Here is a 20,761-nt window from a genome sequence, read left to right as displayed (position 1 = left end):
CTGTAGCGAACGCCGATAATTTTAGCTTCGGTTATTGTTTTTAAGGTTCAAAAAAATGAATTCTCTTGATACGGTGGTTATTGCCCTAACTTGCGGAGCATTTATTGCTGGTGCCGGCACGTTCGCTAGTCCTATTTTAGCTCAACCTATCACCCCCTCCCCCGACGGCACCGGCACTCTTGTTACTCCTCAGAATAATCAATTTAATATCACCGGCGGAAGTCTTTCTGGCGATGGGGCAAACCTTTTTCATAGTTTCACTCAATTTAATTTATCACCAGGGCAAATTGCCAATTTTATCTCTAATCCTAATATCCTCAATATTTTAGGTAGAATCAACGGCGGTAATGCTTCTTATATTAACGGGTTAATACAAATAACAGGCGGGAATTCTAATTTATTTTTAATGAATCCCGCCGGCATCATGTTCGGTTCAAATGCCAGTCTAAATGTGCCGGCATCCTTCACAGTTACCACCGCTACCGGCATGGGATTTAATAACGGTTTTTTCAATGCTTTTGGTGGTAATAATTATGGGGCTTTAGTTGGAACTCCCAGCGCTTTTAATTTTGCAGTTTCACAACCAGGCTCAATTGTCAATACCGGCAACTTAAGTTTAAGACCTGAAAATAATCTTACGTTGATTGGGGGAAATGTTATTAATACCGGCATTCTTTCCTCCCCTGGCGGTAATATTTCTCTGACTGCTGTTCCTGGCAATAATTCTGTGAGGATTTCTCAACAAGGACGAATTTTAAATTTAGAAATTGTCCCCAATTCTGGCTTAGTTCCTGCACCGATTACGCCTTTAAGTTTACCACAATTATTAACCGGCTCAAACGCTGTTAACTCTGCTACAGGCTTAATCGTGAATGAAAATGGCGATGTGATTTTAACTCAGAAAAATATTGTAATTCCTGCAAATTCACCGATAAATATTGCCCCTGGTAATTTAAACGTTTTATCAGAAAATGGCAACGGTAATGTAAATATTTTAGGTAACAATGTAGAGCAAATAAACGCTCAGCAGGCCGGTGAAACTCCACCTCCATCAAACGTTACCCGAACCTCAGCCACCGGCAACATAATCCTAGAAGTTGCTAACCCTAATAATAACATCAATTCGGGTGGTACATTACCGGCACCCACACGAGAAACAAATATAGCAATACAAACTAGCAATCCCCTCAATTCGGCTGGAAATATTGCGGCGAGAAATGTGAGTCCTGCAAGGGGTAATATTTTAACCATTGAATCCCAGACAAACCCTGGAAATAACATTATTAATCAAGGGGGTAATTTTCAATCTGCTGTTAATACAAACCCTGGAAATATACTGATAAATCAAGGGGGTAATGTTCCACCGGCTGCTAATGGAAACCCTGGAAATATAGGGATAAATCAACCGGGAAATATTCCAAATCCCGCTAATGGGAACCCTGGAAATATAGTGATAAATCAAGGGGGTAATGTTTCAGTCAGGGCGATAAATTCTCAAAACCAAATGGGGGTTCGCGTTCCTGCCAATTCTCCTAATGAGCCTCAACCGAGAAATCCTAACAATAATTCTAACAATAATTCTAACAATAATCAAGCCGGTGAAAGAGTTTCGCAACCAGACAGAAATGGCGAACAAAAACCGGCTGAGCCCATAGATAAAAATCGTATAGCCGGTTTAGCAAATTTACCCTCAAACCCACCACCAGGCGCAGGAATAAACCTGAGAGATGCTATCAATACCATTGAAAGAAATCGTAGCCAAGAATATAATAACTTTTTTGGGAATAAAGCAGATTTTAAAATGATGAGCGTGGAAAATTTGCGAGATGCTTTGACCAAGATTTTAGAAGAAACTGGAAACCGAACAGCGATCATTTATGTAACAGCATTACCGAATGAATTAGAATTGATTTTATATACCCCAGAGGGTGAACCTGTGCGGCTGACAGTTCCAGATGCCGGTAAAGAAATTTTGTTGCAGACAGCATCTAAATTTACTCAATCTCTTACCAATGTAGTTAAGCGCAACAACACCAATTATTTAGAGTCATCTCAAAAACTTTATCAGTGGATAATTGCCCCGCTAGAAGCTGATTTAATTAAGGCAAAAATCAATACATTATTATTTAGTATGGATAGCGGTTTACGCACCTTACCAGTGGCAGCATTACATGATGGAAAACAATTTTTAGTAGAAAAATATAGCTTGGGCTTAGTTCCGAGTATAAGTTTAATGGATGCGCGTTATCAAAATATCCAAAAATCGCCAGTTTTGGCAATGGGTGCATCGGAATTTAGAGAATTAAATGCGTTACCGGCAGTGCCTTTGGAGTTGAAAACAATTACGGCAGAACAAGGAGGAGAGGCATTTTTAAATGAAAACTTTACCCGTGATAATATCGTTAACCAACGTCAAAATAATGATTATAAAATAGTGCATCTTGCCACCCATGCTGAATTTACTTCTGGTGATGCAGATAATTCTTATATTCAGTTCTGGAATGAAAAATTAGGGTTTAATGAAATACGCTCTTTGCGATTAAATCAGCCGCCGGTGGAGTTATTGGTTTTGAGTGCTTGCAAAACTGCGGTAGGTGATGAAAAAGCCGAATTAGGATTTGCCGGCCTGGCAGTTGGAAGTGGTGTAAAATCAGCCTTAGCATCCCTATGGTATGTCAGCGATGAAGGCACATTAGGATTAATGAGTGAATTTTATAAAGAGTTGGAAAATGTGCCGATAAAAGCCGAAGCATTACGTCAAGCACAGTTAGCAATGTTGCGAGGAGAAGTGCGGATAGAAAATGGCGAGTTGCGGGGTACAAATTCTCGTGGGGCGATAGTATTGCCGGCGGGGTTAGCTAAACAACAAAACCTTAATTTATCACATCCTTATTTTTGGTCAGGGTTTACAATGATTGGTAGTCCTTGGTAAATATTTTAGGGCGGGCAATGGCAAATTACACCTCATGTCGCAGCTCATGTTGCCTGCGCCACAAGATGCCTGCGCCACAAATAATTATCTAATAATTATCTAAGTTTTTGAAGTTTTATTAAGGGGGATGACAGTTAGCTGGGGGTGTGACAATATGTAAAAAAGATGTTTTTTAAAGGCTGCTGTTGGCCGGTCGTTGTTCTTTATTTAGGGCTAAAAAAATGAACTTTGTAAAAAGCCTATTTTCTACAGTAACTTTCACCGGCACTATTCTTGCCACCACAGCTATCTTCATTTCCCCCTCTTTTGCTCAACCTATTACCCCCTCCCTTGACGGCACCGGCACCCTCATTACTCCACACAATAACCAAATTAACATCACCGGCGGTACACTTTCTGGAGACGGCGCTAATTTATTCCACAGTTTTACGCAGTTTAATCTCTCGGAAAATCAAATAGCCAATTTTACCTCAAATCCAAATATACTCAATATTTTAGGTAGAATTAACGGCGGAAATCCCTCTTATATCAACGGTTTAATACAAATAACTGGTGGTAATTCTAACTTATTTTTAATGAATCCTGCCGGCATAATGTTCGGACAAAATGCGAGTTTAAACGTACCGGCATCCTTCACCGTTACCACCGCCACCGGCATAGGTTTTACTAACGGATTTTTCAACGCTTTTGGCAACAATAATTATACTGCTTTAGTAGGAACACCAAGCGGATTTAACTTTGCAGTTTCACAACCAGGCTCAATTGTCAACACCGGCAACTTAAGTTTAAATCCTGGCAATAACTTAACCTTAATAGGCGGAAACGTAATCAACACCGGCACTCTTTCTTCCCCTGGCGGAAATCTTACCATTTCATCAATTCCGGGTAATAATTCTGTTAAAATTTCCCAAACCGGCCATTTATTAAGCTTAGAAATAACACCCACAACAGAAAATACAGGAATTAACCCTTTAAGACTACCACAACTACTCACCGGCGCGAATTTTGGTGAACAAGCCAACAGTTTAACAGTTAACGAAAAAGGGGAAGTAATTTTAAGCAATAACGTTAAAATTCCTACTACTCAGCCAACATCCATAGCATCAGGAAATATAGATGCGTCATCCCAAACGCAGGGAGGAACTGTTAATATTCTGGGGACAAATGTAGCAGTAATTGACGCTCAAATAAACGCATCGGGAAATTATGGTGCCGGTACAATTTTAATCGGCGGAGACTATCGGGGACTAGGGACAGTTCCCAACGCTTTTAACACATTTGTCAGCAAAAACAGTACCATAAATGCCGATAGTTTGTCAATAGGAAATGGCGGAAAAGTTATAGTTTGGGCAGATAATACAACGCAATTTTATGGCAATATTAATGCGCGGGGAAATACAGCCGGGGGTTTTGTAGAAATCTCTGGGAAACAAAACCTAATTTTTCGGGGTAATGTTGATTTATCTGCACAGAATGGTAACACAGGAACGCTATTATTAGATCCAGAAAATATAGTAATTGTCCCCGGAAGTGGCGCACCAGAAGATAGCGAAATTGCAGACGGAGAAATATTATTTAGTGAAGGCACCGGCACTTTTACCATTTCCCAAAATGCTTTAGAAAGTTTAAGCGGAACAGCAAATATTAAATTAGAAGCCACTAACGACATCACAATCGAACCTTTAACAGATGGAAAATTAACCTTTGCACCGGGAACCGGCACAGTAACTTTTACCGCAGATGCAGATATTGATGGCGTGGGAAGTTTCACAATGAATTCCACTGATACTATCCGCGCTGAAGGGAGAAATATTTCCATAAATGCCGCTTCAATAACAGCAGGAAATATTGATACAAGTTCAGTAAATAATGGCGGAGAAATTAATTTAAATACCAGCAATGGTGCCGGTGATATTACCACTGCCAATATTAACAGCTATTCAGAAGGTGCCGGTGCCGGTGGTACAGTTACACTTAATGCCGGTGGAGCACTTCAGACAGGGGGAATAAAGGCTTCTTCTATTTTAGGAAATGGCGGACAAATTAATATCAATGCAGGGGAAAATATTAATGCAGCTTCCATTGATTCATCTTCAACTCAAGGTTCAGCAGGCGGAAATATCACTGTTAACAGTAACAATGGCAGTTTGACAACCCATATAACAACCAGCGCAAACGAAGGAAATAGCGGTGCCATTTCCATTGACGTTGCTGGGGATCTAAATAATAGTTCTTTCTCGTCTAACTCCTCTATGGGCAACGGCGGAAATATAAATTTAACAAGCAGGAATGGAGGTATTAATAATACAAACATCTCCTCTTATTCATGGGCGAACCAGGGGGGTAACATTAATGTCAACGTTGCTGGTGACATTAATAGTGACACTACAGGTTATAGCTATTTTTGGTCTAACGGTAACTTGCAAGGAGGCAATATCAATATTACCAGCCAGCAAGGTAGCATAGATGCAGCAAATATTGAAATTAATTCTTTGTCTGGCAGTGGTGCGTCTGGAAACATCAGTATTACTGCTCAAAATAGTCTCAAAACAGGAAATATTATTACCTACGCTGAAACTATTGCTGGAAATGTTACCCTTACCAGTATTAACGGGAATGTTGATACAAGCAATGGGATAATTGATACCTATTCAACAAGTGGACAACACGGTAAACTATTGATAAATGCCAATACAGGAAGTATTTTGTTAGGTAATATTTACCAAAATATTAACCTGGTAGATGGTGGAAGTGACAACCCATTTATTAACACTTCTAGTGGAAATATTAGCTCCGATACCAGCACTATTAATAATGCCACCGGCCAAGTGTCCTTAAGCGCTCATAATGATATTACCATCAGCGAACCCATTATTAGTTCTACGATTTCTAGCTTAGAATTACGAGCCGGTCGCAGCATTAATATCAATGCTAATATCGACACCTCTGCCGCTGCCGGAAACATCAGTTTACTAGCAAATAATGACGCTCTCTTCTTCACAAGACGAGATCCCGGCCCCGGAAATATCACAATGGCAGCCGGCACATCATTAAATGCCGGTAGTGGTAATATTAACCTCCAACTCGGTAACTTGGGAGAGATAGGAAATATCACCCTCAACAACTTAAATACTACTGGTAGTGTTAGCATAAATGCCAATGGCGGCAATATTTTACAAACTGATAGCAATTCTTTAATTAATGCCAATACAGCTACTTTTGAAACCCGTAATGTAGGAGGAATTGGTAGTGAGGCATCTCCCCTGCAAATTAACATCAATAACTTAGAAGCAAAAACCGATTATGGTGGAGTATTTTTATATTCTCCCACCCAAGGAATTACTATAGGAGGTGCATCTAATTCTTTAGAAGGAATTAGAAGCCTTAGAAAGGGAGATATTTCTTTAAAAGCGGCAGGCGATATTAATATCACAGAAGCAATTAATACAGATTTTAGTAGGGGCAATAGCGGAAATATTAGTCTCACCAGTACAGATGGAAGCATTAATATTTCAAATTTCATCTCCACCAGAGGGGGAAATATTAACATTACCGCCAGCGATAAAATTGATGCCTCCGGTTATAGTATATCGTCTTATACTTTCTTTGGAAAGACAGGAGATGTTGCCCTTCATGCCGGTGGCGATATTCAAGTAAGTGTGATAGATAATAGTTCTGATGATGGGACGGCGGGATCTATTAGCCTTACCAGTGACACCGGCAATATTAATACAAATATCCCACTTATCAATAATGAAGGCTCACCGGCTTTAACATCCTTTTCTTCCAACGCAAATGGCGGCAATATCACACTAAGCGCACCGGCTGGGAATATCACGACAGGCAGCCTTTCCTTGTACGGTTATTTACGCGCAGGAAATGTCAATATTAGCGCAGGAAATGTCAATATTAACAGTGGGGGAATTATCAATGCTAGTCAAGATATCCTCTCGTATTCTGACATCGGCATTGGCGGAGATGTGACCTTACAAAGCACCGGCAATATTAACACCAATAATATCCGCACAGAGGGGCCAACTCAAAGCGGAAACGTATCAATTATTAGCAACAATGGTGCCATTACCACCTCCGCAATAGAAACCCTCGCACCCAATGGAACCGCTGGGAATATAACCCTTAATACCTTCACAACTTCCGGCAACATTACCACCACTAATATCACATCTTCTGGTTCTCAAGGTTCAGGAAATATTATCATAGATTCCGCCAATAATGTTTTTAGCACAACAGTTTCTTCTAATTCTAACAATGGAAACTCTGGCGATGTAATAGTAAATGCCGATGAAGATGTGAATACCGGCGACGTTTCTTCCAACGGAGGTAACAACAGCGGAGATGTCAGCGTTAATGCCGGCAACAATGCCAACACCGGCAATGTTTCTTCAACTGCAAATGACGGCAACTCTGGTAATACCACCGTAACTGCCGGTAACGAGATAAATGCCGGTGATATTTCTTCCAACGCAACTGACAACAGCGGAAATACCACCGTAGCTGCCGGCAACAATGCCAACCTCGGCGATGTTTCTTCAACTTCAAATACCGGCACTTCTGGTAATACCACCGTAACTGCCGGTAATGATATAAATGCCGGCAACATCAGCACTGCTGGAAATATTAACTCTGGCAATGTAACGGTTAACAGTGGCGGCGATATTAAAACCGATATCATTTCCTCAAATGCCAATCAAGGAACTGCTGGAAATATACTTGTTGATGCCGTTAATAACATTCAAACCGACAACATTTTAACTTCAAGCAACAGCGGCGGTGGCGATATTACAGTAAATGCCGGCAACAATGCAAACACCGGCAACATTTCCATTACTTCCCAACAAGGCAACTCTGGTAACGCCACTATTAATACCGGCAACAATGCAAACACCGGCAACATTTCCATTACTTCCCAACAAGGAAACTCTGGTAACGCCACAGTAAATGCCGGCAACGATGCAAACATCGGCAATATTTCCACAACTTCCCAACAAGGAGACTCTGGTAACGCCACAGTAAATGCCGGCAACAATGCCAACACCGGCAACATTTCCATAATTTCCCAACAAGGCAACTCTGGTAACGCCGCTATTAATGCCGGTGGAAATATCCAAACCGGCGATATAAATTCCACAGGCAACACCGGCAGCGGAAATATCAGCCTAACCAGCGAAAATGGCACCCTAACCGCTGGCAATCTTTCCTCAGTTTCAACCGAAGGAAATTCTGGAAACATCAACGTTGCCGCCCAAGGAAACACCACCACAGGAAACATTCTTTCATCTGGCAGAACCGACTCAGGAGATATTAGCGTCACCAGTCAACAAGGAACAGTCACAACCAACAACATCACCTCAATTTCTACTGAACAAAACAGCGGAAATATCACAGTAGAAGCCGCACAAAACGTAACCACCGGCAACATAAGTTCTATAGGCGAACAAAACAGCGGAAACATCACCGTTACCAGCAGAGAAGGCGCAGTTAACACAGGTGATATTCAAAGTCTTGCTAACCTTGGAGAAGCCGGTCAAATTGCACTTTCTTCCAAAACCGGCATCACCACCGGCACCGTAATTTCTCGCGGAAATCAAAACAGCACAATCCTTCAAACAGACAACCAAAACTCAGAATTAAAACCAGAAAAAGTCTTTGCATCAAAAGTAGAAAATTCCAACAATAACACCGCAAATAACCTCTTAAATGGATTAGCAAACCCCAACCGAAACAACAATCAAATCGCCACAAACACAAACCAAATAATCGAACAAATAGAAAGAAATCGTACCGAAGAATACACCAATTATTTTGGCCAAGACATCGCTACTCAACCAGTCACCACTGACAACATCCGTAATATCCTTAGCAAAATAGCTGCCACAACCGGCACCCGAAGTGGTATTATTTACGTTACAACTTTAGACAATGAATTAGAACTAATCTTATTTACACCAGAAGGCGAGCCGGTGCGCCGCACCATTCCAGGCGTAGATAAAGAAAACCTCTTAATCACAGTTTTAAATTTTCGTCTATTCCTCACCGATCCCCTAAGACGAAATAACAGTTATTTACCAAGTTCTAAACAACTTTATACATGGTTGATTTCTCCCATAGAAGCAGAATTACAAAACCAAAAAATTAACAACATTTTATTCAGTATGGATAGCGGTTTACGAGGATTACCGATAGCAGCTTTACATGATGGCAAGCAATTTTTAATCGAAAAATACAGCATCGGATTAATACCATCCGTCAGCTTAATGGATAGCCGGTATCAAAGCATCCAAAACTCACCAGTTTTAGCAATGGGAGCCTCAGAATTTCAAACTCTTAGTCCCTTACCTTCAGTGCCGGTGGAACTCGCTATAATCACCCAACAACAAGGCGGAAAAGTATTTTTAAATGAAGGATTCACCCGCGAAAATATCCAAACTCAGCGCCAAAACAACCCCTATCAAATTGTACACTTTGCCACCCACGCCGAGTTTATAGCTGACGACATCCACAATTCATTTATGCAGTTATGGGATGAACAATTACCCCTCAATGATTTGCGGCAATTACGCTTAAATCAACCCCAAGTTCAGTTATTAGTCTTAAGCGCCTGTCGTACCGCTGTAGGCGATGAAAAAGCCGAATTAGGATTTGCCGGCCTTGCAGTAAGAACAGGTGTAAAATCAGCTTTAGCATCTCTATGGTATGTCAGCGATCAAGGCACATTAGGATTAATGAGTGAATTTTATAAAAACTTAGAAAATGTACCCATCAAAGCCGAAGCATTGCGACAAGCACAACTAGCAATGTTACGCGGACAAGTGGGTATTCAAAATAAAAATTTACAGCCTACAGATGCTTCCGAAAATAATCTTTCCACAAGCTTTAAAATCCAACAAAACCTTGATTTATCCCATCCTTACTTTTGGTCAGGATTTACCATGATTGGTAGCCCTTGGTAAAGTATTTTGATAATTTTAGGGGGAAGAAATAAGCCGTAAAATCCAAGCCTTAGCCACCTTAAAACGGTGACGGAAAGTAGGCATTCTCAACAAATAAAACCACTGGCGAAAAACACCGGCCACCCGTCCCGAAAAATGTACACCAAAACTCGAAATAGCCGAAACCCCAATCCCCAAAGTTAACATTTCTCCCAAATGCCGGTAACGAAATTTTTGTAAATTTTTCCCCATCAAAGAAGCACGAATATTTTTTGCCGCAACTTTCGCTTGTTGAAACGCCGCTTGCGCCGTCGCCGGTGCCGCATCCTTGCTAACATTTGCAGTCGCAATATCACCCAACGCGAACACCTCTGGAAACTCCATTAATTGCAAAGTCGGAAGCACCATTAATTCCTTTTGCTGCATTTGATATTGGCTCAAATTTTTAACCCAATCAGCCGTTTTAGTGCCGGTTGTCCACACCACTAAATCAGCTTTTTGAAGACAGCGTTGATTATTCTTAACCACCGTGATAAAATCTTTATCAACAGACTCCACACTACTTTGCAACTCCAACAAAATACCCCGTCTACCCAGACATCTCAACGCAGATTTTTGAGTAGCCAAAGCAAAATTTTTCAGAATTTTGTCATGCCGGCTAATTAAAACAATCTCTCCCCGACTTTTTAAACGATCTGCCAATTTACAAGCCAATTCTACGCCATTCGGGCCGGCCCCCACAATACACACCCGAATTTTTGTCAATTCACTTGTTTCTAAAAATCTCAACCTCTCCCTCAACCGCCGCACATCTGCTAAACTCCGAAACGGAATCGCATACTCAGCAGCACCCGCTACCACATCCAGCAACGTTTCCTTACCAGTCGCAATCACCAGCCGGTCATAACTCAAAATTGTCTGATCATCGAGAGTCACACAGCGATTTTGCAGATCAACATTTTCTACCCTTGCTTGCTTAAAATTAATACCCCTACCCCCCAAAAGCTTAGAAAACAAAGGCGCAAGCTGCCAAGTTTTTAACTCACCCGTCACCAGTTCATAAAGTAACGGCGTAAATAAAAAATGGTCTTTTTCATCAATCAGCGTGATTTGCGGTGAAGTACGCCACCCCAAACCCTTGAGGTAAAGCGCCGTAAAAACGCCCCCAAACCCTCCCCCAAGAATGCAAATATGAGCCTGTTTATTGATCATACGGAGACGGAGTGGTGTAACTTTAATAAAATCTTTATAATGATTTTAATGATTTTATCTGGGCTTAGCCACCTACCCAAAACCAAAAGCGAGGCAAAAATGGAAAACCAAATCCAAAAATTTCTACCCCTCTTAGCCCGAATTTTTCTTTCCGCAATATTTATCAAAGCCGGCATCGATAAAATACTAGACCCCGCCGGCACCCAAGACACCATGACAGGAAAAGGCATTCCCCTCGCCGGTATCCTCTTAATTCCCACCATTATTGTATTAGTAGCCGGTGGTTTATCAGTTTTGTTTGGTTTCAAAGCACGTTATGGAGCCTTAGCCTTAATTGGCTTTTTAATTCCTGCTACCCTTATTTTTCATACAGATTTTTCTAATCGCATCCAAGAAATTATGTTCTTAAAAAACCTAGGCTTAATAGGAGGCTTATTAATGATAGCCGCCTTCGGTGCCGGGCCCCTCAGCATAGACGAACGCAACACTACGCACAATTCAAATCCCCGTCTAGGTTGAGTAATTTTTTCATAAATCACCTTTTCTTAAATTCCCAGATTTCCCATTGCTAAATTATGCAATTTGAGGAGCCATCAGCGTCACCAATTGATCAATACCTTTTTGCAACCGGCGAGTCACAGTCATCGGACTTACGCCAATTGTTTTAGCAACATCTTTGCGAGGAATTTCATTGAGAAAAACAGACTCAATAACTTCTCGTGTATTTTCTTCCAACAGACTCAAAGCACTTTGCAATTGTTGGCGTTCTTCTTCCGAACGTTGCAAAGCTTGATAATTTGTATCCAACAAAGTATCGCCCAAAGTGATCGGCGTATCAACTTGTTGACCCACAGTAGCATCTAAACTCAAAAGCGTAGAATTTTGAGAAGCCATTAAACTTTCGCGCCATTCTTGCACAGAAACACCAAGTTTTTGAGCAATCATCGCCTCGTTAGGAGTATAACCAAGTTTATTGGTAAGTTCTTCCTTAATTTTTTGACCTTCGCGCTGTAAATCTTGCCACCGGCGCGGAATTTTTACCGCACTGCTTTTATCGCGCAAGAAATGCAGCATTTCACCGCGAATATAAGGCACAGCAAACGAACTGAAAGCACATCCTTGAGAAGGATCAAACCGTTCGATAGCCCTAATTAAACCCAGATAGCCAATTTGTTCTAAATCTTCGTAAGGTTCCGCACACTGATGGCAGACGCGGTGAGCAATTTTGCGTACCAAACCGGCATTCATTTGCACCAGTTGATTGCGAATGGCAATAGACGGATTGCGGTGGTAAGAAATTAAAAGCTCTAAACAACGAGAGCGAACAGAAGTTAAAGTTGCCATCCTTACAAAACCCTCCGGGTATAAACCCCTTAATTTCAAAAAATTGAATAAGCAGACAGGCGAGATGCAGTAATTAGTTTTTTTTTGATTTAATCCTATTTTGCGGTTGCACAAAGATTACTACTATCGTTTTTATACGGAATTTCTTATCATGGCGTTTTCCTCTTCTACGGGGAAATACGGAGATGGGCCAGCCCTCATCCTTCCCAAGGCCACCAGCGATCACTCAACACCATTAACGTTCTGACTATTGACAAAGGACAATAAACGTTAAACTTAATTAAGTAGCCTAAAAAAAATACGAAACGATCACAATGGATGTCCTAGAAATAAAACGTCAAGCAGAACTGTTGTCTGAGCGCCTGGGTATTACCCAGGACTATCTTTGACTTACCGGCATTAACGGCAAAAATTCACGATTTAGAGCAAATAGCCGCACAACCGGCTTTCTGGGAAAATCAAGAAACTGCCCAAAAATCTCTCCAAGAACTCAACTCCTTAAAGTCTCATGTACAGCAGTTCGAGGAGTGGAAAGCTACCTTAGAAGACGCCAAAGCTGTTGTCGAATTGCTTGAACTTGAAGCAGATCAAGCATTACTCCAAGAAGCCGAAATTAATCTTAAACAACTCTCTCAATCGCTTGACCGCTGGGAGTTAGAGCAATTACTCTCCGGCCCTTATGATCTAAGTGGAGCCGTTTTAAGCATCAATGCCGGCGCCGGTGGTACCGATGCTCAAGACTGGGCAGAAATGCTGATGCGTATGTACACTCGCTGGGGAGAAAAACACGGTTATAAAGTGCATATTGCCGAAATTTCCGAAGGTGATGAGGCCGGTATTAAATCCGTAACTTTGGAAATAGACGGACGTTATGCCTATGGTTATTTAAAAGCAGAAAAAGGCACTCACCGCCTCGTTAGAATTTCGCCTTTTAATGCCAATGGTAAACGCCAAACCAGTTTTGCCGGTGTGGAAGTAATGCCAATTTTGGATGCCTCCGTAACCCTCGATATCCCAGAAAAAGACCTAGAAATTACCACATCCCGTGCCGGTGGTAAAGGCGGTCAAAATGTCAACAAAGTTGAAACTGCTGTCCGTATTGTTCACACCCCTACCGGCCTTGCTGTGCGCTGCACCGAAGAACGCAGCCAACTCCAAAATAAAGAAAAAGCAATGGCAATTTTGAAAGCAAAATTGTTAATTATTGCCCGTGAACAACGCGCTAAAGAAATTGCGGAAATTCGCGGAGATATGGTAGAGGCTGCCTGGGGCAACCAAATCCGCAACTATGTATTTCACCCGTATCAAATGGTAAAGGATCTGCGTACCGGTGTGGAAACTACGGATATCAGCGATGTCATGGATGGCAATCTTGACCCCTATATTGAGACTTTTCTGCGGCAAGAAAATCAGCTTGCCACTGTGCCGGCTTAATTTCAACACAAATTTTTAACTAAATTCTCTACCTGCTTGGGTTACGCTTATTGCATAACCCACTTTTTTTTAGGCGAGAAAATTTTATGAACAGTCCCCGTGTTCTCTGTTTGGGTGAAGTTTTGTTTGATTGTCTGGCCGATCAGTTAGGGCGATCTTTAGAAACCGTTGAGTCTTGGACTCCTTACCCCGGCGGCGCACCGGCCAATGTTGCCTCAGCCCTAGTAAAATTAGGCACATCAGCGGCGTTTATCGGGTGTGTAGGTGGGGATACCTCTGGCGATGATCTTGTGCAGCTATTAGGCAATATTGGCGTGGATACCACCGCTATCCAACGTCATCCCACCGCCCCGACAAGGCAAGTTTATGTGGTGCGCTCCTCCACCGGCGAACGCGAGTTTGCAGGATTTGGCAAGTTTCAAACCACCGAATTTGCCGATACTTATTTACAAGGTTCCCAGTTGCCCTTGGCTTTATTTGAAAACGCAGATTTTTTAGTTATAGGAACTTTAGAATTAGCTTATCCCGACAGTCGAGAGGCAATTTATAAAGCCTTAAAATTGGCAAACAGATATGATGTTAAAATTGTTTTAGATGTCAATTGGAGGCCGGTTTTTTGGCCGGAACTCAGCGAGGCTAAACCGCTGATTTTAGATTTATTAAAACACATTGATTTTTTAAAATTATCCCAAGAGGAAGCCGAATGGTTATTTGATACAACCGATGCCGGTGCTATTAATTATCGTTTAAGTTCTATGGAGGGAGTTTTAGTAACAGCAGGTTCTGGGGGATGCGCTTATTGTTTGGGAGAACAAGAAGGAAAAATGCCGGCGTTTTCCGTTGAAGTTGTAGACACCACCGGCGCCGGCGATGGATTTTTGGCAGGATTTATTCACCAGCTTTGTTTACAGGGAATTTCTTGTTTAAAAGATCCAACAATCTCGGCTCAAGTCATAAATTATGCCAGTGCAGTCGGTGCATTGACTACCACAAAAGCCGGCGCTATTGCATCACAACCAACGCATTCAGAAGTACAAGCTTTTTTGAAATCCAGCGGCTCTTAATGATAAAGATGCCACGACCGTCACAATAAAGTATGCTAGAAAGTGACACCGACGCGCTCCCTGATCAATGGCTACCCAAAATATTCGCATCGTCGGGTATTTGCCACCCGACTATCACGGCAAACTCCGAGAGTATATGCAAAAACAGTCCCTCACTGAAAGTGCGGCTCTCGTGAGGATCATAAAACAATTTTTTGACGGCCCCTCAGATGGAACGGCACACCTCGACAACGAAGCCATCCAACAGTTACAAGAGGAATTCGCGGAACTAAGCCGGCGCATGGCAGTTTTAGAAACCGCCGTTATCAACGGATCAAACCGCTCACCGGGCAAACGCCCCGCCGTTACACCGCCAACTCCCGTATTACGTCCCCAAACCCGCAACGACTTAGCCAGACGGCTTGGTGTCACTCCTGAATCTGTTGTTCAAGCTTCATCCCAAAGCGATGAATACTTCCGCCAATGGAGCAAACAAAAAGATCCCGCCTCTAAAGGGTGGTACCGGCAAGGCAATCTTTTCTATCCCCTCTCTGAGTAAAAGCAACCTTTATATTACGCTCTTAATCTTAACTGGAGCAGGCATCCTGCCTGCTTCTTAACAAGCTATTATTGAAAAGATGTTAACTTTTGTGAAGTCTCTTGACTGCAACCTTCAACCGGCAACCAACCACTACACACACCACCTGGCACCGGCTCACCCCCTTATGGGAAGGTACAGAAACCCACATCCAGCAAGGTTTGCCCCACCGCCAACTGGCTCCTCCTTGGCAGATTTTGCTCTTGGGTGATGGTTCCCCCACTCGTCACCTGCAACTGCTGACGGGTTCTCCCACTGAAGTCGATGTCATTGATATGTCACCCATCGGCAATGATACTGACAGCGCACCGGCCCTCATTCAAGCTGTACCGGGGCCCAGAGTCCGCCGTCAAGTCTGGCTTCGCAACGCATCAGGCCAGCGTTTAGCTTACGCTACTTCCTGGTGGGAAGCCAGCCATGTTGATGAATATTTACAAAATCGCTCTATTCCTATTTGGGCCAGTTTAGCCCGACTCCGCACAGAACTTTATCGAGATGTGCAAGGTATTTATTACGGCAACTCAGCGGCGCTAGAAGCCGGTTTTGGTTTTCCGGGGCCATTTTGGGGTCGGCATTATTTATTCTGGCATCACGGTAAACCTTTCACTCTCATTTATGAGGTTTTTTCTCCCTATTTATGCAAGTATTTAGGGCCGGTGGCACAAAAAGATTAAATTTCTGCTTAATTCCCTTCCCAAGTTATTAGCCTGGGAAGGAATTAACCCCTTTCGCGCCACTAGAGACTTACACTTTAGCCGTTTTTTCTAGCATCAATTTTGAGCGTTTGATCGTTTCGGGAATGCCAATCGGATAATCGCCGGTGAAACAAGCCGAGCAAAAAGTATTTGTATCTTCCTGGGTTGTTTCTAACATTCCTTCCCAACTTAAATAAGCCAAAGAATCAACACCAATTTGATCCGCAATTTCTTGTACCGATTTTGTTGCCGCAATCAATTGATCTTGACTGTCTGTATCAATGCCATAAAAACAAGGATGCGTCACCGGCGGCGAAGAAATCCTCATGTGAACTTCTTTTGCTCCCGCATCCCGCAAAGCCTTAACAATCTTGCGGCTCGTTGTTCCCCGCACAATAGAATCATCCACAATAATAATCCGCTTGCCTTCCAAAACATCTTTGAGCGGATTTAATTTCATCTTAATTCCCGATTCCCGCATCATTTGCGTTGGTTGAATAAAAGTCCGCCCCACATAACGGTTTTTAATCAACCCTTCTGCATAAGGAATTCCCGAAGCTTGGGAAAAACCAATCGCCGCCGGCACCCCAGAATCAGGAACCGCAATCACAAGATCCGCCTCAGCCGGAGATTCTTTTGCCAACCGGCGCCCAATTCGCAACCGATAGCTGTACAATGTTTCATCGTGCATCACACTATCAGGCCGCGCAAAATAAATCATTTCAAAAATACACAATTTGCGCTCTGGTTTTGCACTCCAATGAAACGATGCTAAACCTTCTTCCGTAATCCAAACCACCTCACCCGGTTCGACATCGCGTAAATATTCTGCCCCAATAATATCCAACCCACAAGTTTCTGAAGCCAAAACATACCGCATTGGGCTATTTCCTAGTGTCCCAATTACCAAAGGACGAATCCCATTAGGATCGCGTACTCCCATTAAACCTGCCGGTGTGCCAATGGTTAAACTAAATGCCCCAGCGCATTTATGAAACGCACTTATTGCCCCTTCTAACCAATCTTTACCGCTATTAACTTCGGTGGCAATGGCAAAGGCAATCATCTCTGAATCTGTGGTAGTGACTAAGTTGCAATTTTGACGTAATAAGTCTTCTCGCAATTCAGCGGTGTTGACAAGATTGCCATTATGTGCTAATGCTAAAAATCCTAAACGAGTATTGACGACTGCCGGTTGAGCATTAACCACACGACTTGAGCCGGTGGTAGAGTAGCGAGTGTGCCCAACGGCAAGACGCCCAGGCATTTCTTTTAAAATTCCTTCGTTGAAAACTTGGGAAACCAGCCCCATGTCTTTGTGAAGATGAACTTGATCGCCCTCAAAGGTGGCAATACCCGCTGATTCTTGACCTCGGTGTTGCAGAGCGTACAATCCAAAATAGGTAAGCTTCGCCACATCTTCATCGGGTGCATAAATACCAAAAACGCCGCAAGCTTCTTCGGGTTTATCAGGACGCGATAAAAGATGATCCGTTACATCGGCATTTTTGGCAACCGCAGAGTCAACACTAGATGCCATAACCTTTGACGAAGTTTCACTAACAGAGAATTGGAGATGATTGGAAGTCATGCTTTAGGTCGGATGAGTGGAAGGGGTGGGGGTGATTGGATGAAAGTTAAATTTGTCTCTTTAAACAGAGACATAAGGAAGTCTTAAGGGGTTCTTAATATTCCACCTCTAAGGTAACGCAAGGGAGATGTTTGGTGTAATAAATTTTGTCGTTTTTTTGCCTAGAGGGGAGGGGCGGGGATACCAATATCGTATGAAGGATCATTGATTTTGGCGAACCTCGCCCCTAGAAATGTCTCTACATCGCTATAAAGCTAACCGGCGTTCTATGGCATTGTGCCAACGTTCTCCCATATCTGTAATGCTAACGTTTATTAGGGGTAATTCCGGCACCGTGAAAACCCGTAAATTTTCTTCCGACTTACCGACAATTCCAATTTTGCAGCAATGTTCGCCTAGTTGATTTTCAACAAAGTTTTCCCATTGATTTTGGTTTTGAGGGTTGACAGAAACGACAATTCGGGCTCCACCTTCACCAAATAAAATTTCATCAAGGCGAGCGTTTGTGGTATTTTCTCCTAAATGAATTTCTGCACCAAGTTCACCGCCAATACAACATTCTGCTAAAGCTACTGCCAAACCTCCCTCCGCACAATCGTGAGCCGAGCGCACCCAACCTTGACGGATTCCTTCTCGGCAGGCATTTTGCACTTGTCTTTCGAGGTCAAAATTTATTTGAGGCGGTTTACCGGCAATAATCCCATGAATGCTGGCTAAATATTCAGAAGCACCCAAGGTAGCAGGCAAAGTGGGAGGCAAGCCTAACAGATAAATAATATCGCCAGTGTTGCGCCAACCTTGACCGCAAATTCGGGTTAAGTCGGGAATTAAACCTACCATTCCGACAACCGGGGTGGGATAGATGGGGGTTGGTTGTTGGTTGCTGTCGAGGGTTTCGTTGTAAAGCGAAACATTTCCGCCGGTGACTGGTGTGTTAAATTCTCGGCAGGCTTCAGCTATCCCGCGACAGGCTGAGGCTAGTTGCCAGTAACCAATGGGTTTTTCGGGGCTGCCAAAGTTGAGGTTATCTGTAACAGCCAAAGGTTCAGCACCAACACAGCTAAGGTTGCGTGCGGCTTCTGCGACTACGGCTTTTGCGCCTTCGTAGGGATCTAGGTAAACGTAACGGGAGTTACAGTCTACGGTGGCTGCTACGGCGCTAGTAGAGACGTTCTGCCAGAACGTCTGTACTCCGTCTGATTGTTCGGTTAGTTGAGGGCGTAACCTCACGACGGCGGCATCTGCACCACCGGGTAGCATAACGGTGTTGTTTTGTACTTGGTGATCGTATTGCCGGTAAACCCAACGTTTGGAGGCGATGGTGGGGGTGTCTAGCAGTTGTAGGAATATGTCATTCCAGGTTTTTTGCTGTTCGCCTATTTGGATACCGCTATTGTTGCAAGCGGGCAGGCTGTCAGATTGCCATTGATGTGCTTTTTTGGCATACTCTGGCGGTTCGCTGAGTAGTTGCCGTTCATAAATGGGGGTGTTGTCTGCGAGGGCTGTGGCGGGAACTTCGGCGGCTATTTCGCCTTTGTAGCGAATGCGGACGATGGGCTCATCAATGACGGTGCCGGCGACGACGGCGTGCAGTCCCCATTTATGGAAAATGTCGATTAGTTCTTGTTCGCGTCCTTTGTGGGCAACGAATAGCATTCGCTCTTGAGATTCGGAGAGGAGATATTCGTAGGGTATCATGCCGGTTTCGCGCGCCGGCACTTTGTCGAGGTCAAAATCAATGCCAACTCCGCCTTTTGCTGCCATTTCTGAGGTTGAGCAAGTGATGCCGGCGGCGCCCATGTCTTGTGCGGCTACGACGGCGCCGGTTTTGAAGGCTTCAAGGCAGGCTTCGATCAGGGATTTTTCGAGGAAGGGGTCGCCGACTTGGACGGCTGGCCGGTCGTCTAGGGATTGTTCGCTGAGTTCAACACTAGCAAAGGCTGCACCACCCATGCCGTCTCTGCCGGTGGTGGAACCAACGTAAAGGACGGGGTTGCCTATTCCTGCTGCGCCTGATTTTACGATGTCTGGGGTTTCCATGAGTCCCAGCGCCATAACGTTGACGAGGGGGTTGCCGGTGTAGGCGGGGTCAAAATATACTTCACCGCCTACGGTGGGAACTCCCACACAATTACCGTAATGTGAGATGCCTGATATAACTCCGCTAAAGAGCCGGCGAGTGCGGGCATCTTCGAGAGAGCCGAAACGCAGGGAGTTTAAAAGGGCTATGGGCCGCGCTCCCATTGTGAATATATCACGCAATATACCTCCAACGCCGGTGGCTGCGCCTTGGAAGGGTTCGACGGCGGAGGGGTGATTGTGAGATTCAATTTTAAAAGCTAGTCGGATTCCGTCGCCTAAGTCTACCACACCGGCATTTTCTCCGGGGCCGACAAGTATGCGTTCGCCTTGGGTGGGAAATTGTTTGAGGAGGGGACGGGAGTTTTTGTAACAACAGTGTTCTGACCACATAACGCCAAACATTCCAAGCTCGGCTTTGTTGGGGTGGCGTCCGAGCCGGTTGACGATTTCTGTGTATTCTTCGGGTTTTATGCCTTCTGAGGCGATTTCTTCTGGAGAAAAGGGCGATTGGGAGATGGTAGACATGGAGGCTTTTTTTTAATCCCTGTAAGGTCTCTATTTTACCTTCCTGTGGGCTGCATATCTCATTGGGCTGGGGATTCGGGTTTGGATGGGGCCGGTGGGTTTTGGGGGCCGGTAGGTTTTGGGGGCCGTGTCCCTAGGTTTAAGATAAGCCAGACTTATGAGAGTCATAATATTAAATGTTATTAACAAGCCTTTACAAAACTTAAAAATCCCCCTAAGATAAAAGCATCATCCGAACCTTAACAAATCAATAGCACTCATAAAACTATGACGACCACATTACAGCGCACAGAGCGCTCTAACGTCTGGGAACGGTTCTGTAGCTGGGTTACAAGCACCGAAAACCGCCTTTATA

At 43.5% G+C, this 20,761-nt stretch carries 11 protein-coding genes; 7 read left to right on the top strand and 4 right to left on the bottom strand.

What is annotated here, in order from left to right:
* Window positions 1–55: 55 nt before the first annotated feature.
* Both NG798_RS17865 and NG798_RS17860 read left to right on the top strand, forming a co-directional pair.
* Window positions 56–2,932 (top strand): CHAT domain-containing protein, encoded by a 2,877-nt coding sequence (locus NG798_RS17865; protein ID WP_261225052.1) that lies wholly within the window; start codon window positions 56–58, stop codon window positions 2,930–2,932.
* Window positions 2,933–3,153: 221 nt separating this feature from the next.
* Window positions 3,154–9,903, top strand: a complete 6,750-nt coding sequence (locus tag NG798_RS17860) for a CHAT domain-containing protein (RefSeq protein WP_261225051.1) — start codon at window positions 3,154–3,156, stop codon at window positions 9,901–9,903.
* A gap of 15 nt (window positions 9,904–9,918) precedes the next feature.
* Here NG798_RS17860 and NG798_RS17855 read toward each other — a convergent pair whose 3' ends face one another.
* Window positions 9,919–11,094: an NAD(P)/FAD-dependent oxidoreductase gene (locus NG798_RS17855; protein ID WP_261225050.1), complete on the bottom strand. Its 1,176-nt coding sequence runs from the start codon at window positions 11,092–11,094 to the stop codon at window positions 9,919–9,921.
* A 99-nt stretch (window positions 11,095–11,193) separates the two neighbouring features.
* Here NG798_RS17855 and NG798_RS17850 point away from each other — a divergent pair, with 99 nt between their 5' ends.
* Window positions 11,194–11,613 (top strand): DoxX family protein, encoded by a 420-nt coding sequence (locus NG798_RS17850; protein ID WP_261225049.1) that lies wholly within the window; start codon window positions 11,194–11,196, stop codon window positions 11,611–11,613.
* A gap of 54 nt (window positions 11,614–11,667) precedes the next feature.
* Here NG798_RS17850 and NG798_RS17845 read toward each other — a convergent pair whose 3' ends face one another.
* A complete protein-coding gene (locus tag NG798_RS17845) occupies window positions 11,668–12,438 on the bottom strand; it encodes an RNA polymerase sigma factor SigF (RefSeq protein WP_261225048.1) in 771 nt (256 codons plus the stop codon).
* A gap of 314 nt (window positions 12,439–12,752) precedes the next feature.
* Here NG798_RS17845 and prfB point away from each other — a divergent pair.
* From prfB to NG798_RS17825, 4 genes are all read left to right on the top strand, one after another.
* Window positions 12,753–13,872, top strand: a protein-coding gene (gene prfB, locus NG798_RS17840; RefSeq protein ID WP_261225047.1) for a peptide chain release factor 2 whose coding sequence is annotated in 2 segments (ribosomal slippage) — window positions 12,753–12,824 and window positions 12,826–13,872 — 1,119 coding nt in all. Because the reading frame shifts where the segments join, the coding sequence is not laid out codon by codon here.
* Between the two features lie 86 nt (window positions 13,873–13,958).
* A complete protein-coding gene (locus tag NG798_RS17835) occupies window positions 13,959–14,936 on the top strand; it encodes a carbohydrate kinase (protein ID WP_261225046.1) in 978 nt (325 codons plus the stop codon).
* A gap of 67 nt (window positions 14,937–15,003) precedes the next feature.
* Window positions 15,004–15,474, top strand: coding sequence for a hypothetical protein (locus NG798_RS17830; protein ID WP_261225045.1), 471 nt, complete (start codon window positions 15,004–15,006; stop codon window positions 15,472–15,474).
* A 101-nt stretch (window positions 15,475–15,575) separates the two neighbouring features.
* Complete coding sequence (locus NG798_RS17825) at window positions 15,576–16,187, top strand: chorismate lyase (protein WP_261225044.1); 612 nt, start codon at window positions 15,576–15,578, stop codon at window positions 16,185–16,187.
* Window positions 16,188–16,257: 70 nt separating this feature from the next.
* Here the strand turns inward: NG798_RS17825 and purF are convergent, their stop codons facing one another.
* Together purF and purL are read right to left on the bottom strand one after the other, a co-directional pair.
* Entirely contained in the window at window positions 16,258–17,748 is a 1,491-nt protein-coding gene (gene purF / locus NG798_RS17820; protein ID WP_261225043.1) for an amidophosphoribosyltransferase, read from the bottom strand.
* A 297-nt stretch (window positions 17,749–18,045) separates the two neighbouring features.
* A complete protein-coding gene (gene purL / locus NG798_RS17815; RefSeq protein WP_261225042.1) occupies window positions 18,046–20,406 on the bottom strand; it encodes a phosphoribosylformylglycinamidine synthase subunit PurL in 2,361 nt (786 codons plus the stop codon).
* Window positions 20,407–20,761 lie beyond the last annotated feature (355 nt).

The organism is Ancylothrix sp. D3o (genome assembly GCF_025370775.1).
GTDB lineage: Bacteria > Cyanobacteriota > Cyanobacteriia > Cyanobacteriales > Oscillatoriaceae > Ancylothrix.
The sequence above is the reverse complement of the archived record's forward strand: the minus strand, read 5'-3'. Positions and strand labels throughout refer to the sequence as shown.